We start from the raw sequence: 14,620 nt of genomic DNA, 5'->3' as shown, positions 1-14,620 counted from the left end.
GTGTGTAACCCATCTCCGTGCAGATTCGTCGTCAGCAAGTCACGGCAGCAAATGACCGCCTCTTCCCCCGCACCCGTCCACCCACCTCTCCACCCGATTCGTTCTCTCGCTGGCGCTCGGTCACTCATCCACCGTCAGAGACGAGCTCTGACGAGCCGTTCGCTCGCTCACGATGACCTCGCGCGATAATCGGTTAGCCTTCGGGAGGAGTGCTCGCAGGCCTGCCGACGCACGCGTCACAGCGTTTGCATCGATTCGAGAATTCGAATTTTCCACGTGGCGCGCGCTCTCGTGCCTTCTCGGACGACAAGTCCGAGAAGGCACGAGAAAGTCGCGCGAGGGGCGACTGAACGTAGTGAAGGAGTCGGATGGGGTGGGTGAGGTTTGCGTCGACGGTGCGGTTGCGGTTTCATTAGGGTCGGGAACTGCGGAAAACACGAGAGTAAATTCAGAATCGCTGATTCGGGTTCTGTCTCGTTGTAAATCGAGTCGGCCAATCCAACCAAACTCTCTGCTATTCGTTAGCACGTAACTGTTAAGCGATTGGTGCCTTAACTCACATACATGAACCACCCCCTCTACACGCTCGGCAAGACGACCGCGAGGGTGAGCGCAGGGTCGATCCTCCTCGCAATCGCGTTCGTCGCCTTCTTCTTTCTCGCGTTGCCCTATCTCGACGCGATAGCGATTGCGGGGATTCTCCTCCTCGGACTCGCCGTAATCACGGTGAACAGCGCCGTGGAAATCGTCGGCCCCTACGAAAAGCGCGCGCTGACCGTCTTCGGTGAGTACCGGAAACTCCTCGACCCCGGCATCCACTTCATCCCGCCGTTCGTCAGCGCGACGCACCGATTCGACATGCGAACGCGGGTGTTCGACGTGCCGAAGCAGGAAGCCATCACGGAGGACAACTCGCCGGTCGTCGCGGATGCAGTTCTCTTCGTTAGGGTGATGGACCCGGAGCGCGCATTCCTCGGGGTCGATAACTACGAGAAGGCCGTTTCCAACCTCGGTCAGACGACCCTCCGTGCCGTGCTGGGCGATATGAAATTGGACGAAACGCTCAGCCGCCGGGACGTTATCAACACGCGAATTCGCGAGGAAATCGACCCGCCGACGGACGAGTGGGGGATTCGCGTCGAGAGCGTCGAAGTCCGCGAAGTCATGCCGAGTCGTTCCGTCGTCGGCGCGATGGAGCAACAAACCAGCGCGGAGCGCCGCAGAAGAGCGATGATTCTCGAAGCGCAGGGCGAACGCCGGAGCGCCATCGAGTCGGCGGAAGGCCAAAAAGCGTCGAACATCATCCGGGCACAAGGGGAAAAACAAAGTCAGATTCTCGAAGCGCAAGGTGATGCGGTTTCCATCGTCCTCCGTGCGAAATCCGCCGAGTCGATGGGTGAACGGGCAATCATCGACCGCGGCATGGATTCGCTCAAACGAATCGGCGAGAGCAAATCGTCCACCTTCGTTCTGCCGCAGGAACTCTCGTCATTGGTGGGTCGCTACGGCAAACATCTCTCGGGAAGCGACGTTCGGGACAACGGCGCGATGCTGGAGAGCAACGAGTTCGACCCCGAGACGGAGAAGATGTTGGGTCTGGACGACATCGACGAGATGCTGGCAGAACTCGATAACGACGTAGACGACATCACCCACACTCCGAAAACGGAACCCGAGTCGAACTAACGATTCTCGGTCAGAACTCGTCCAGTTCGGGTTCGACGCCTCGCTCGGGTTCGATTCCCATGTCCACCTCGAACTCCGCGCGAACGTCCTGAATCCGGTCGCGGATGTCGGCTGCCAGTTCGAACTCAAGATTGCTCGCGGCCTCCTGCATTCGCGCTTCCAACTCCTCGATGTACTGGGCCGCCTCCTCGTCGGTTTCGGGTGCGCTTCCCGTGACACTGCTGGTGTCGGTTTTGCTTCCCGGTAGGTTCGCCTCCGAGACCTCTTTGTCGATGGTTTGGGGCTCGAAGCCGTGTTCCTCGTTGAACTCTCGCTGAATCTCGCGCCTGCGCCAGGTTTCGTCCATCGCGGCCTCCATCGCGTCGGTCACCTCGTCGGCGTACAGCACAACTTCGCCGTTGACGTTGCGTGCCGCGCGACCCATCGTCTGGACGAGCGAGGTTTCCGAACGCAGGAACCCTTGCTGGTCGGCGTCGAGAATAGCGACCATCGATACCTCTGGAATGTCCAACCCTTCCCGAAGCAGGTTGATGCCGACCAGCACGTCGAACTCGCCCAGTCGAAGGCCGCGAACCAGTTCGTGGCGTTCGAGCGTGTCCGTCTCGTCGTGCATGTACTCGACGGCGACGCCCGCCTCTTCTAAGTATTCGGTGAGATCTTCGGCCATCCGCTTCGTCAGCGTCGTGACGAGGACGCGCTCGTCGTCTTCGACTCGCGCATCGATTCTGCTCATCAGGTCGTCTATCTGCCCTGATGCGTCGCTAATTTCGACCATCGGGTCGACGAGGTGCGTCGGACGAACGATTTGCTCGACCACCTGCTCGCTTTCTTCCTGTTCGTAATCGGCAGGCGTCGCGGAGATGTAGAGGGTTCGCGCACTTTTCTCCTCGAACTCCTCGAACGTGAGCGGGCGGTTGTCGTAGGCCGTTGGCAGTCTGAAGCCGTTTTCAACCAGCGAATCTTTGCGGGATTTGTCGCCCGCGAACTGGCCCTTGATTTGCGGCACCGTCTGGTGGGATTCGTCGATGACGCAGAGGAAGTCGTCGGGGAAGTAATCGAGCAGGGTGTACGGCGCTTCGCCGACTTCGCGGTCGGAGAGATAGACGGAGTAGTTCTCGATGCCCGAACAGTACCCCGCCTCCTTCATCATCTCCAAATCGAACGTCGTTCGTTCCTCGATTCGCTGGGCGGCAACGAGGTCACCGTTTCGCTCGAAGTAGCGAATCCTGTCTTCCAAATCGGACTCAACTTCGGCGATGGCGTCGGCCATCGTCTGTTCCGGAATCGAGTAGTGTTCCGCCGGGTGGACGAGGACGGCTGGTTCCTGGGATTTGACCTCGCCCTCGAGCGGGTCGATTTTCACCATCCGGTCAATTTCGTCGCCCCACAGTTCGACGCGAACCGCGTACCGCCCGTACATCGGGAAGATTTCGACGGTGTCGCCCCGGACGCGGAAGGTTCCCTGCGTGAAGTCAACGTCGTTGCGTTCGTAGTTCAAATCCACGAGGCGGGCGAGCAGTTCGTCGCGCCCGATTTCTTCGCCGACTTCGAGTCGCAGGCTCATTTCCTCGTAGTTGCGCGGGTCACCGAGTCCGTAAATCGCGGAAACGGAGGCGACGACGATTACGTCGTCGCGGGTCAGCAGGGACCGCGTGGCGGAGTGGCGGAGGCGGTCGATTTCCTCGTTGATGGAGGCGTCCTTGTCGATGTAGGTGTCGGTCTGCTCGACGTAGGCCTCGGGCTGATAGTAGTCGTAGTAGGAGACGAAATACTCCACGGCGTTGTCGGGAAACAGGTTCCGGAACTCCTCGTACAACTGCGCCGCCAGCGTCTTGTTGTGGGCGATGACCAGTGTCGGCTTCTGGATTTCCTCAATTACCCACGAAACCGTGTTCGTCTTTCCCGACCCCGTGACGCCCAGCAGGGTCTGTTTTTCCATTCCCTCGTCGTACCCTGCCGCCAACTGCTCGATGGCTTCGGGTTGGTCACCTGCCGGGTCGAACGGGGCGTCCACCCGGAACTCGGTTTCGGCATCCGGGTTGTCGGGCCTGAGCGGCCCTGACTGGGTGTCACTCATGGTGTTTTCCGTAGGGATTCGAGGTACTTGAGACGGTCGTTTGTCGGATTCCGAGGAATGAAAAATAGCATCTGTCGGTAACTCGACCAACGTATAGTTCTAAAACCGATTCGACTCATTCCGTTTCATGTTCCCGAGAACAGCACAATGAAATCCAGAAATCCGATTGATAATGCATAATTCGTCCTATCAGACTCCATTAGATGATTTTCTTTGCTCTGCTGATTGTATTTATAATCGGATTTCCAGCGTGGGTTGGAAATCTAACGGGGGGAGGAACATGGTATCGACTGAAACACGAAAAGAGGTAGAAGAACATCTCGGACTGGTTCCAACGTGGATAGACAATCTCTCGGAACCGGCGAACGACCACAGTTGGGGACTCGTCCGGGACTTCGAACTCGGAGAAACCGAACTGTCCGCACGGGAGAAAGCGCTCATCGGGGTCGGCGTATCGGCCGCCATCAAATGTCCGTACTGCAGCCACTTTCACAAGGAGGAGGCACGGATGGAGGACGTAACGGAGGCCGAATTGGAAGAAGCCGTCAACCTCGCCAGTACGACGCAGTACTTCTCGACGATTCTCCACGGGGCGGAAGTCGATTTGGACGATTTCGTCGATGAAACTGACGAGATTGTCGAACACATCAAAGAACAAAGGGCGGCCGCAGAAGCCGACTGATCCGGCGGCTTACCCGTTCATTTATCCGTCGAAATCTGCTCTCCCGGATGTTCTGCGGGCGAGTTTTGCCGTCGCTCTGTGGCAAATTCAAGGTAGGAAAAAGGCACGACAACTCCGACTAAAACCTTCAGTCGTCCAACCTTGCCAACACCGCATCCGGGTCGTACCGCAACGACAGCGACCGCGACCGCCCCCTGCCTTCGACGTTGGTGTAGGTGGCGTCGATGATGCCGAGTTGGTCGAGTTTGTTGATGATTTCCGAGTAGCGCGTGTAGCCCAAATCGGTTTCGTCGTGAAACGCCTCGTACACGTCCCCCGCCCGTTCGCCGTCATGTTCCGCGATGACGCGGACGAGCGCGACCTCGTTACTGCTGAGCGCGTGCAGGCTGTGACTGAGGTGGACGAACTTGGATTTCTCGTAGGCGTCCTCTACGTCCTGTAAGCTGACAGTTCGGCTGGCGCGCATCTCGGCGTTCAGTCCGGCGCGGCGGAGCAGGTCGATGCCGACCCGGAGGTCGCCGCTTTCGGCGGTGAGTTCGGCGACGCGCTCCAGCACTTCGGAACCGATGACGCCCTCGTGGAAGCCGCGTTTGACGCGCTCGCCGAGGATGCCGATTATCTCCTCGCGGTCGTAGACGGGGAAGTAAACGTCCTCCGGTCGGAAGACGCTCTGTACCCGCGTGTCCAACTCCTCGATAACGTCCAAGTTGAGGTCCGAGGAGACGACGATGACGCCGATTTTCGCCCCGCTGTGGGCTTCGTGGGCGCGCAGGAGCGAGTAGAGGGTGTCCGAAGCTTCGCCTTCGTAGAACAGGTAGTTCACGTCGTCCAGCGCGACCACGAGAACCTCGTCCTCTTCGACCAGCTTTTCGGTAATCTGGCGGAACAGCTTTTTGAACGAGATGCCGCTCGACGGCGGTTCGTACTCGAAAATCCCCTCGAAGATGCGGGAGAAGATCGCGTACCGCGTCGAATCGACTTGGCAGTTGACGCGCACGGTTCGTACGTCGGTTTGGGCCGACAGTTCGTCGAACAGTTTCTGAACCGCGGTCGTCTTGCCAGTCCCGGGCGGCCCGCGCGCCATGACGTTGAGGGGGCGCGACCCGCGAACTGCTGGTCTGAGCGCGTACTGAAGGCTCTGCATCTGGGACGCGCGGTGTTCGAACGTCTCCGGCACGTAGTCGATTTCGAAGACGTGTTCCTCGCGGAACACCGACTCGTCCCACGACAACATCCCCTCGTCGGGGTCGTCTGCCATCACTTTCACCACGCTTCCGGAGGTACTTAATCCTTCGCCAGCGACAAAAAGTCGATGAAATGGACGCTTCGGGCCTAGCTCTGTTGAATTGCGCCTTCAATGTCGTTTCTGTCCATCGACATACCGTGTCGATTCTGGGCGTGTTCTTGAACCATTTCGATGACTTCATTTTCGTCGTTCGCCCGAACCATGAAGTCACAATCCTGTTGCGTGCATTCGAACTGGTGTGCCATTTGTGTGTCCTCCGTTCGGTGTTGTCTCCCCTCTCCGGGGTGCAAACGGTGACGGGTGGTGTGTAGGTAATATTTCTGGCTGTGCAGGGTTGGGCGTGGTTCGGAGTCGTTTGGGAATTGGCAATCGATTTTTCACTGTCGGTAGCCAATCACGAGTCTACGAATTGTTTATTGTCTGATTTTTATTCTTTTTTATCGTTAGCTACTGCCGACTCCTAACTACCGCACCTCGTCTTTCCCAACCTCCTCTCTCGCTCTGGACGAGCGAACCTCGTCCGGATTGGTTACGAACCACCGTGTTCGTTACATCCTGAAAATCGAAGGTTTTCGAGGATCTCGTTCACGTTCGCTCACGAGAACGTCGCTCGTTCGTCCCTCGTGCGGACGAACCTCGCCAGAGGTTCGTCATCGCGTACCGAGGAAGTTCGTGACTATTTGAGAAGGTTGGACGTTCCCTGTGGCGCGCTGGGACAAGCCCGAGGACAGCGGTCGTCCGAGGGCTTGTGCCGACAGCGTGCGAGGGACGACTGAAACAATCGTTAGCGAGTACAGGGGGTCGGTTAGGGAGGAATGTGGGGGGTGGCGGTATGATGGGAGTCGGCGATAGCTAGCGCAGAGAAAACAAAGTAACCATCTCCTGTGTCGCAGTTGTGGGTTTGATAGATGTCGGGAATAGCTACACCACGAAAGAGCTAGCAATACTGGAGTAGACAGCGACGAAAAATCCTTGGTAGGCAGAATAAACTCTCTCGACCAAGTCCAAAATACGTTCCAGTCCTAGTCGAATTTCTCAAGCAATCGTTCGTAAAATCCGCTCTCGCCAGCGTCCGCCAGCTTTTCAACGATTAACTCCGGCGTGGAACGCGCGAGGTGGTCTTTCACCGGAGAACGCTCGACGACCAGCTCACCGTCAACCAATCCCTTCGCCTCGATACCGTCCACTGCAACCGCCTCGTCGGCCACGTCCCGGATCTCGTCAGCGAGATGGGAGACGAACACGCCGGTTACGTCGCGCTCGCCGAGTTCCTCTAAAATTCCGGCGATGATTTTCGCGCTGGCTCCGGGTTCCGTGATACTTTCGAGTTCGTCCACCAGCACGAGCCGGCCCGCTTCCCCGTCCGCGAGGGAGGCGAACTCCCGAAGCGTGCTCTCGAACGCCCCGGCGTCGAGGGTGCCCTGCGTCTTGCCGTGGTAGTGGAGTTCCGCGAATCTCCTCAATCGAACCGACTCGGCGGGCACCGGAAGCCCCATGTGCGCGAGGATGACGATGAGAGCCACTAAATCGAGCGTCGATGTTTTTCCGCCGCTGTTGACGCCCGAGAGGAGCGCGACGCCCGAAACGCCGTAATCGACCGGTTCGACCGCCGAGAACTCCACGTCAAGCATGGGAGATCGCCCCCCGACGATTTCGAACCCGTTCAGGTCAGAATCGAATTCCGGTAGCACGCAGTCGAAATCCCGCGAAAATCGGGACACGGCGAGTTCCACGTCCAGTTCGAGCGCGGCGCGGACGAGTTCCTCCGCCGACTCGCGCTCGTCGGCGAGCGTCCGCGCCAAATCGCGTTTGTGTCGCTCTTCGCGCCGGGATTTTTCCGCTTCTAACTGCTCCCTCAGTCGCGCGATTACGCTCTCGTCGTGTTCGACCGGAAACGAGGGTTCGTCGGGGAACGCCTGCCGGGCAATTTCGGTTTCGCCAGAGTCCAACGCAAGTGTTTCCACAAGGTGCTCCCGAGCGGCCTCGATTGCGGCGTCGTACTCGTCCGCCAACTCGCGCGAAAGGAGGGAATCGACGCCAGCCCCTCGTTCGACCAACGACAACAAATCCGAACCTTCGATGGTCACGTCGCGCTCCCGAATCGCGTCCCGTAGTCGGTCGTTGGCGACGTTTTCGGCCATCGAGATGGCGGCGTCCAAATCGGCTATCGCGTCGGTCAGGCGGGCCAGCTCGTCGTCGCCCGTCACGCTTCCGTCCGCCGTGACGCGTGCGAGCGCAGATTCCAGCGTTTCTGTGTCGAGCGGTGCCTGCATTTCTGTAACCTGATGCACTTCCACGGCGGCGAGCAGCGTTTTCCGGTTTTCCGCGAAGAAAGCCAGCGGTCGCTCGGGGACGAGTTCCGCCGGGGTTTCGAGTGCGTCGGGTTCGACGCGAACATCTCCTTCGACGGTGACGCCGGTAAACGATTCGTCGAGCGCGACGACGGTGGAGTAGCCGCGCGCCAGTTCGGCCAACTCGCGGGCGTCTTCGACGACTTCGACGGGAAGTTCGGGAATCTTTCCGCGGGCTTCCGCGTATCGCTCGGCGTCCGTCGTCGCCAAACAACGGTCGCGGACGGCCACGTCGCGCGGAGTTGAGAGCGGTTCGACGCCTGCGAGCGCATCACGCACCTCGGCCGTCGGTTCGCGCTCCATCGCCCGCGCGGTGAATTCGCGCACTTCCTCGATGCGGGAGGCCGTCGCGCTCGGATACAGCGTTTCGAGACGCTTCTCGGCGTAGGTCGTGACGGCGCGCGCTTGCAGAAGTGAGAGAACGTCACGATACAGTTCGCGCGACCTATCGGTCGCGAGAAAGCCGCCCGGGTCGTCGTGTCGAATCCTGATGGCGGCGCGCGCGATGGCCGCAGCGCGCCCCTCTGAGATGCTGGGCGCTCGTGCGAGAGTGGCCACATCGCCGGTTTCAAGCGCGTCTACGGAATCATCGAGTTCCGCGAGCGCGTCGGCCGTCTTCGCACCGACACCCGGTATCGCCTCGAAATCCATTCGCTCCGTGATATTTCGTCACCCATAAAAAACGTTCCCGACGCGGAGCGGGAATCACCTGCATCCGCTCGAACCCCGATTTACATCACGAGAGTTTTGGAGACGCGGGCGAGAGAAGGTAGTATGCCGACCGTCGAGGAGAAACTGGCCGCCGTGAAAGCAGACCTCGCCGACCGTGACGGCGTTCTCGTCGCGTTCAGCGGCGGCGTCGATTCGAGCGTCGTCGCCGCCATCGCGCACGACGCGCTCGGCGACGACGCCGTCGCGTGCACCGCAAAGAGCGAGACGCTTCCAGACGCTGAACTCGGAGACGCGACCCGAGTCGCCGAGGAAATCGGCATCCGGCACGAAATCGCCGAGTTCAGCGAACTGGACGACCCCGCGTTCGTCGCAAACGATGACGACCGCTGTTATCACTGCCGAACCATGCGACTCGGAACGATGTTCGAGCGGGCGAGCGAACTCGGTATCGACATCGTCTGCGACGGAACGAACGCCGACGATGTGAACGCCGGACACCGCCCCGGCCTGCGCGCGGTGGAAGAACTCGACGCCTATTCTCCGCTCCTCCAGCACGACATCTCGAAGGCCGAGGTTCGCGAAATCGCGGACAGGTACGAGCTTTCGGTCGCCGACAAACCTGCAATGGCGTGTCTCTCCTCTCGCATCCCGACCGGATTGGAGGTCACCGAGGAGCGGCTTTCGCGCATCGAGCGCGCGGAAACCCTCCTCCGGCAGTGGGGCTTCTCCCAGTTTCGCATCCGCGACCACGACGGACTCGCGCGCATCGAAGTCGGCGAGGACGAACTTCCCCGCGCATTGGACGAGGAGTTCGCCAGCGCCGCCCGCGAGCATCTCACGGAACTCGGCTTCGACCACGTCACGCTCGATTTGGGCGGCTACCGAACCGGCAGCGTGAGTCCCGAAAGTGAGTCAGAGGAAAACGAGTCACAGCAAACGGACGAACCGCTAGTCGAAGACGTGTTCAGCGCTGACTATCCAACTGGCGACTCATAGAAATCGACGGCGTTCGCACCCAAAGGGTGGCAGTTTGCTGGCACGCGAACTGCGGTCTGTAGCTGCTGGCACGCGAGCTAAGGGCACAGGCACGAACGCTATCATTGACTACGCAACCACCTCCCTTAGTTATAAGCCGGTTACGAGCTCCGAAAGGCGCCATTGTACGGCGGAGAAATTTCATCGCGAAAATAGAACGGGAACGAACTGTTACCTGCCCGTCCACTTCAGGAGCAGTAGCGTTCCTTCGAACAGTCCGACCATCGTGAGCGCGACGAGGAATGGGGCCATTCCGGTCGGGTCGGGACTGAATAGGAACGAAAAGCCGAGGAAACCGCTCCAGAAATACAGCCGCTTGTCCGCCAGCCACTGCCGGGTCGTCAGCCCCATCATGATTGCGAGCATGATGAGCAGTGGTATCTGGAAGACGACCGCCAGCACGCCCATCATCATCAGGATGAGGTCGAACGTTTTCGTCAGTCCGAACGCGACGATGACGACCTCGGCGTTCTGGGTGTATGAGAGGAAGTAGGTGAAGATGGCGGGCAGGATGAGGAAGTAGGCGAAGCTGACGCCGACGAAGGCGAGGACGAGACTGGTCGGAACCGCGGCGAGGTAGTATCGGCGCTCGTTCGGATACAGACCGGGCCGCATGAACAGGTACGTCTGGTACACCATAACGGGGAGGGCGATGATAACTCCGGCGAGGCTGGCCACCTTGAGTTCCGTCATGACGAGCGCGAGCGGATGGTAGAGGCGAGGACGGGTGGTCTCGCTGATTGGAAGCACCGAGTTCCACAGGAAGTTGATGACGTTCTCCGCGAACGGAAGGGTGACGACGCTCACGACGCCAGCCATGATGAGGACGACCGCGAGCCGTTTTATCATCTCCTCGATGTGGTCTGCCAACGGCATCTCCTCGTCGCTCGTCGGCTGGCTCGGTCGCTCAACCGCTGGCTCCGGATCTTCCGGCGCGTACAGATGCTCTTTCTCCTCCGGCGGCTCTCGACCCTCCTCAGGGGTCGGAGTCTTCGATAGATTACTTCCTGCCGTCGCCTCCGATTCTTCGCCCATTCACCCGGTGCTAAGCATCCGGGTTATTATAGGCTTTCTTCATCTTGCGAGACGAGAAGATTGATAACTGGGACGGGGTTACCATTCGCAAGGAATGTCTACCTCGGGGAACAGCGTTATCGGCGAAGATACCGCGGAAACGGTCGCGAGCGGCCGTGAGACGATCGGAGCGATGCTTTCTGCCGCCCAGAAGCATCTGCAGAAAGTCTTCATCGTATTCGTTCTCGGGTTCCTCGGGACGTTCTACGCGATGACGACGCCCATCGGATCGTTTCCGGGCATCTGGCCGTTTCTGAAAGAGGTGACGACCTCTGGAATGCCCCAACACGTGATGGGCAAGGTCAACATCGTCGCGGTGACACCGTTCGACGTTATCCTCTTACAGGCGAAAATCGCGATGATTGCCGGTGCACTCATCGCGCTCCCCGTCCTTCTGTATCTTAGCCGCGATTCGCTTCGACAACGCGAATGGTACCCCGACCTCTCGATTTCGTACTGGAAGATTTTCCCGATGGTCGTTCTCGCCATCGTCCTCTTTATCGGTGGTCTTTCCTACGGCTACTCGCTTTTCTTCCCGATAATGTTCAATTTCTTGGCGGAAAACGCGGTCAATGCGGGATTCAGTCCGAATTACGGTATCGTTGAATGGACGGAGTTCGTCCTCGTGCTGACGCTCTCGTTCGGACTCGCCGCCGAGATGCCACTCGTCATGAGCTCGCTCGGCTACACGGGCATCGTCCGCTACGAAACGTTCCGCGACAAGTGGCGGTACGCGGTTCTCGGCATCTTCCTGTTCGGTGCGTTCTTCTCCCCCCCGGATCCGTTCACGCAGATCATGTGGGCCGCGCCGCTGCTCGTCCTGTACGCGTTCAGCCTCTACCTAACGAAAATCGTCGTCACCATCCGTCGCGGAAGCGAGGCGGTGAGCCTCGGAAAGACGATTCGGGAGAAATGGAGCCACATCGCCGGTATCGCGCTGGTCGCCGGCGGCGGAACCTACCTGTTTATCTCGCAGGGCGGCGGCCTCTACGTCCAGAACGAACTGCTTCCGATGTTTCCGGCGAAGTATCGCCCGGTGAACGATATTCCGACCCTCCAGCAGTACCTCGGTCTTCCGCGGGAAACGGCCATCGTCGCAGTCGTGGTCGGGTTCGCTCTTTTGGGATTCGTTATCGCGGTTCTCTACTTCCTGTTCGCCTCGCTCGAAGCCGGTTCGACGATGGAACCCTCCGGCGCACCGAGTGCACTCGACATCGACGAACTCGATTCGGCAGGCGTTCGTGCGGCTCCTCCCGAAGTGTTCGAGGAGATGAGCGAAGGGGAATCGCTCGACCACGCGCGCACCGCGATGGAAAACGATGACCCCGACAAGGCGCAGCTCATCCTCGACCGCTGGGACGAGGTCAACGAGGAAGAGGAAAAAGAGGAACCAGAAGTCCGCGAAGCCGACGGCGCACCGCTCGCCGAAGACGTTGCAAAGCAAGGAAACGAGGACGATGGTGGAAACGTCGTCCAAAGCACCGCCGCCGGGATGGCCAACGCCTTCACCGATGACGAGACGACGGAAGACGACATCGGCGGCTACTACTACGACATCGCGTTCATCTTCCGGAGCCTCACGTCGAAGATGTTCCGAGTCGTCGGCGTGTTCATGCTCGTCCTCGCGGGCGTGTTCGTCTGGCTGTACAACGGCGGTATCGGCTACATCAACGAGGATTTCACGCGGCGTGTTCCGCAGGAAATCGTTCGACAGGGCGACCTGCTCAACATCGTGACGCTCCACCCTGTCGAGGCGCTCATCTTCGAGGTGAAAATCAGTACCCTGCTCGCCGCCGTCTCCGTGCTTCCGATGGTGATGTACTACGGCTGGCCGGCGATGAAAGAGCGCAAACTCGTCAAGGGGAACCGCAACGTGTTCTTCGTCTGGGGCGGGATGCTCTTCCTCGGTCTCGTCGTCGGCAGCGCCATTGGATACGGTCTCATCGCGCCGAGCATCATCTCGTGGCTCGTCACCGACGCTCACGCCGCGGAGATGATAATCTCTTACCGTGTGAAGAGCTTCTTCTGGCTCGTTTTCTTCACCACGGTCGGTATCGGCCTTTTGGCAAACATCCCCGTCTCGATGTTCCTGTTCCACGCGGGCGGCATCCTCAACTACAAATCCATGCGAAATCGCTGGCGGGTGTTCGTCGTCGGAACCTTCGCAATCGCGGGACTGGTGACGCCGGACAGCCTCTACACGATGTTCCTCGTCGCAATCCCGGTTTCGCTGGCCTACGGACTGGGACTCGCAATCCTGTGGGTGTTCACTTTCGGCGGTAGGCGCGCCTGACGGTGTGCTTAAGTATGCTTCTGAGAATATCACGGTATGAGCAAGATAAGCGTCGAAGTGCCCGACGAACTGCTCGCCGACTTGGATGCACACGTCGGTGAGGACGGGAAATTCGTCAACCGAAGCGAGGCGATTCGCGCCTCCGTCAGGAAGATGCTGGACGTTTTAGACGAGATAGACGAGCGCCATGGGAGATTGCAGGATGACTGACGAGGGTCGGCGACCCTCGGAAAACCCAACCGATCAGCGGCCGCGAGGGAGCCACCAGCCCGCCCTCGCCACCGGTCAACTCACCATCGCGGGTCTGTTCATCACGGCACTCGTGACGGCCCAACTCACCGCGGCGAAGGTGTTGGCGTTCGGCCTTCCGTTTTCACTCCCGGTTACTGATGATGCGCTCGTCCTGCCGGGTGCGGCGCTGGCGTACGCGCTCACATTCTTCGCGTCGGACTGCTATTCGGAACTGTACGGACGCCGGGCGGCGACGAGACTCGTGACCGTCGGACTGGTGATGAACTTCGTTATGCTGGCGCTCGTCTGGTCTACCATCCGAGCGCCCGCCGCACAGTCCAGCGTCGACCCGACGATGTTCGAAACCGTCCTCGGAGCGAGCACGCCAATCGTCGTTGGCAGTCTGTTAGCTTACGCCGTGAGCCAGAACTGGGACGTCATCGTGTTCCACAAACTCCGTGAACTTACGGGCGGAGCCCACCTCTGGGCGCGCAACATAGGTTCGACGGCGAGCAGTCAGGCTATCGACACGGTCATCTTCGTCAGCGTGGCGTTTTTCGTCTTCCCGCAGTATCTCGGCATCGGGGCGCAACTCCCCGGAAACGTCATCCTCTCGCTCATCGTCGGCCAGTACATCTTCAAACTCGTCGTCGCTTTCCTCGACACGCCATTCGTCTACGCCGTCGTCGGATACCTGCGCTCGCAGGGTCATGCGCCGACGTATCCGAGTACGGCCGATTGACGGCGGCGATTCGTATTCTACGGCGTTAACCTCTAAGTAGCAACGAAACAATACGAAAATACCGATGCAATCACCGCAGGAGACGACGGCCCCGGTCGTCGATATGCTGGAAATCGCCGGTTTATTTCTCCTCCCGACGCTCGGCTTCGGGGTCGGCGTGGCCGTCCTCGGAAGCGATGAAAATATCGTTACGGGCCTGTTCGTCGGCGCGATTTTCGGGGGCATTCTACTATCCCTGCGACGCGCGTTCTACGCCGTTCGAACCGAGGATGGCATCGAGCGAAGACGGCGCTCCTACAGCAGCGCCCCGGACGAGAATCCGTGGGTTCGGGCCGCGAATATCGAGTACGACGAAAAGTACTACCGTATTCTCGCGGCGGTGCTCGCAGTCGTCGGAATCGCCGCGAACGCGGCGATTCCGATGGTGAATCCCGAAGGATTCGCAGTCGTGCGATTGGCGCTACTCGGACTGTTCGGTATCGTGACCTCGCTTCTCATCTCCGGAATTCCGCGTTCCTAACGAATCGCTAC

General features: G+C 59.5%; 12 protein-coding genes. 7 read left to right on the top strand and 5 right to left on the bottom strand.

Annotation, left to right across the window (positions count from 1 at the left end; all coding sequences use genetic code 11):
- Positions 1–564 precede the first annotated feature (564 nt).
- Positions 565–1,686, top strand: coding sequence for an SPFH domain-containing protein (locus tag LIX15_RS05255; RefSeq protein ID WP_227776450.1), 1,122 nt, complete (start codon positions 565–567; stop codon positions 1,684–1,686).
- Between the two features lie 10 nt (positions 1,687–1,696).
- Here LIX15_RS05255 and uvrB read toward each other — a convergent pair whose 3' ends face one another.
- Positions 1,697–3,763 carry an excinuclease ABC subunit UvrB gene (gene uvrB, locus LIX15_RS05250; protein ID WP_227776449.1) on the bottom strand — a complete coding sequence of 689 codons (2,067 nt, stop codon included), beginning with the start codon at positions 3,761–3,763 and terminating at the stop codon, positions 1,697–1,699.
- 280 nt (positions 3,764–4,043) lie between these two features.
- Between uvrB and LIX15_RS05245 the strand changes: the two genes are divergently transcribed.
- Positions 4,044–4,445, top strand: coding sequence for a carboxymuconolactone decarboxylase family protein (locus LIX15_RS05245; RefSeq protein WP_227776448.1), 402 nt, complete (start codon positions 4,044–4,046; stop codon positions 4,443–4,445).
- Positions 4,446–4,572: 127 nt separating this feature from the next.
- Here LIX15_RS05245 and LIX15_RS05240 read toward each other — a convergent pair whose 3' ends face one another.
- From LIX15_RS05240 to LIX15_RS05230, 3 genes are all read right to left on the bottom strand, one after another.
- Positions 4,573–5,703: an ORC1-type DNA replication protein gene (locus LIX15_RS05240; protein ID WP_227776447.1), complete on the bottom strand. Its 1,131-nt coding sequence runs from the start codon at positions 5,701–5,703 to the stop codon at positions 4,573–4,575.
- 74 nt (positions 5,704–5,777) lie between these two features.
- Positions 5,778–5,936: a DUF1059 domain-containing protein gene (locus tag LIX15_RS05235; RefSeq protein ID WP_227776446.1), complete on the bottom strand. Its 159-nt coding sequence runs from the start codon at positions 5,934–5,936 to the stop codon at positions 5,778–5,780.
- A 777-nt stretch (positions 5,937–6,713) separates the two neighbouring features.
- A complete protein-coding gene (locus LIX15_RS05230) occupies positions 6,714–8,693 on the bottom strand; it encodes a MutS-related protein (protein WP_227776445.1) in 1,980 nt (659 codons plus the stop codon).
- 123 nt (positions 8,694–8,816) lie between these two features.
- Between LIX15_RS05230 and larE the strand changes: the two genes are divergently transcribed.
- Positions 8,817–9,710: an ATP-dependent sacrificial sulfur transferase LarE gene (larE, locus tag LIX15_RS05225; RefSeq protein ID WP_227776444.1), complete on the top strand. Its 894-nt coding sequence runs from the start codon at positions 8,817–8,819 to the stop codon at positions 9,708–9,710.
- Between the two features lie 210 nt (positions 9,711–9,920).
- On the opposite strand, the gene tatC (LIX15_RS05220) is transcribed toward larE, so the two are convergent.
- A complete protein-coding gene (gene tatC, locus LIX15_RS05220) occupies positions 9,921–10,784 on the bottom strand; it encodes a twin-arginine translocase subunit TatC (RefSeq protein ID WP_345410286.1) in 864 nt (287 codons plus the stop codon).
- Positions 10,785–10,878: 94 nt separating this feature from the next.
- On the opposite strand from tatC (LIX15_RS05220), the gene tatC (LIX15_RS05215) reads away from it, so the two are divergent.
- From tatC (LIX15_RS05215) to LIX15_RS05200, 4 genes are all read left to right on the top strand, one after another.
- Positions 10,879–13,116: a twin-arginine translocase subunit TatC gene (gene tatC / locus LIX15_RS05215; protein WP_227776443.1), complete on the top strand. Its 2,238-nt coding sequence runs from the start codon at positions 10,879–10,881 to the stop codon at positions 13,114–13,116.
- A 36-nt stretch (positions 13,117–13,152) separates the two neighbouring features.
- Positions 13,153–13,326, top strand: coding sequence for a ribbon-helix-helix domain-containing protein (locus LIX15_RS05210; RefSeq protein ID WP_049969459.1), 174 nt, complete (start codon positions 13,153–13,155; stop codon positions 13,324–13,326).
- On the top strand, positions 13,319–14,089 hold the full coding sequence (locus LIX15_RS05205; RefSeq protein ID WP_227776442.1) for a queuosine precursor transporter: 771 nt from the start codon (positions 13,319–13,321) through the stop codon (positions 14,087–14,089). The genes LIX15_RS05210 and LIX15_RS05205 overlap by 8 nt, the downstream gene beginning before the upstream one ends.
- A 64-nt stretch (positions 14,090–14,153) precedes the next feature.
- A complete protein-coding gene (locus LIX15_RS05200; RefSeq protein WP_227776441.1) occupies positions 14,154–14,609 on the top strand; it encodes a hypothetical protein in 456 nt (151 codons plus the stop codon).
- Positions 14,610–14,620 lie beyond the last annotated feature (11 nt).

Origin of the sequence: Haladaptatus pallidirubidus, assembly GCF_020700235.1 — an archaeon.
Classification (GTDB): Archaea; Halobacteriota; Halobacteria; order Halobacteriales; family Haladaptataceae; genus Haladaptatus; species Haladaptatus pallidirubidus.
Note: the sequence above shows the minus strand (reverse complement) of the source record. Positions and strands in the feature narration are given on the sequence as shown.

What these genes read in the sequence shown, in the direction of transcription:
- LIX15_RS05255 (WP_227776450.1), top strand. Translation starts at nt 565, where the DNA reads ATGAACCACCCCCTCTACACGCTCGGCAAGACGACCGCGAGGGTGAGC.
- uvrB (WP_227776449.1), bottom strand. Translation starts at nt 3,763, where the DNA reads ATGAGTGACACCCAGTCAGGGCCGCTCAGGCCCGACAACCCGGATGCC.
- LIX15_RS05245 (WP_227776448.1), top strand. Translation starts at nt 4,044, where the DNA reads ATGGTATCGACTGAAACACGAAAAGAGGTAGAAGAACATCTCGGACTG.
- LIX15_RS05240 (WP_227776447.1), bottom strand. Translation starts at nt 5,703, where the DNA reads ATGGCAGACGACCCCGACGAGGGGATGTTGTCGTGGGACGAGTCGGTG.
- LIX15_RS05235 (WP_227776446.1), bottom strand. Translation starts at nt 5,936, where the DNA reads ATGGCACACCAGTTCGAATGCACGCAACAGGATTGTGACTTCATGGTT.
- LIX15_RS05230 (WP_227776445.1), bottom strand. Translation starts at nt 8,693, where the DNA reads ATGGATTTCGAGGCGATACCGGGTGTCGGTGCGAAGACGGCCGACGCG.
- larE (WP_227776444.1), top strand. Translation starts at nt 8,817, where the DNA reads ATGCCGACCGTCGAGGAGAAACTGGCCGCCGTGAAAGCAGACCTCGCC.
- tatC (WP_345410286.1), bottom strand. Translation starts at nt 10,784, where the DNA reads ATGGGCGAAGAATCGGAGGCGACGGCAGGAAGTAATCTATCGAAGACT.
- tatC (WP_227776443.1), top strand. Translation starts at nt 10,879, where the DNA reads ATGTCTACCTCGGGGAACAGCGTTATCGGCGAAGATACCGCGGAAACG.
- LIX15_RS05210 (WP_049969459.1), top strand. Translation starts at nt 13,153, where the DNA reads ATGAGCAAGATAAGCGTCGAAGTGCCCGACGAACTGCTCGCCGACTTG.
- LIX15_RS05205 (WP_227776442.1), top strand. Translation starts at nt 13,319, where the DNA reads ATGACTGACGAGGGTCGGCGACCCTCGGAAAACCCAACCGATCAGCGG.
- LIX15_RS05200 (WP_227776441.1), top strand. Translation starts at nt 14,154, where the DNA reads ATGCAATCACCGCAGGAGACGACGGCCCCGGTCGTCGATATGCTGGAA.